This is a genomic window from Bacillus sp. SIMBA_074 (assembly GCF_046534555.1).
GTDB classification, from domain to species: Bacteria; Bacillota; Bacilli; order Bacillales; family Bacillaceae_G; genus Bacillus_A; species Bacillus_A mycoides.
This window is the reverse complement of sequence record NZ_JAWRYM010000448.1, coordinates 1-275: the sequence shown is the minus strand read 5'-3', so window position 1 is coordinate 275 and position 275 is coordinate 1. Positions and strand designations below refer to the sequence as shown.

The following is a 275-nucleotide window of genomic DNA, read 5'->3' as shown; positions in this document are numbered from 1 at the left end:
ATTCCATATCATATGATCATCAGGAATATCTACGTCATAAAAACAAGGCCGAGAAGCAATCGGAAAGCTGATTGCTTCTTGGTTGTAAAAAAGTAGTAAGACAATTTGTAATTATGATAGAATGTTCATGGAAAGCATTCTTTTAATGATGAGCAGGTGTTTGATGATGACAAAAATCTTACTAATCAATGGTCCGAATTTAAATCGCTTGGGGAAGCGGGAACCTGCGCATTATGGATCCTCGACACTTGCGGATGTGGAAGCTCTATTACATC

The 275-nt window shown here is 37.8% G+C and carries 1 protein-coding gene; it reads left to right on the top strand.

The window, feature by feature from the left end; genetic code table 11:
• Window positions 1-166 precede the first annotated feature (166 nt).
• Window positions 167-275: type II 3-dehydroquinate dehydratase (locus SB773_RS31535; RefSeq protein WP_410594246.1), on the top strand; the 109-nt coding region annotated here is incomplete at its 3' end.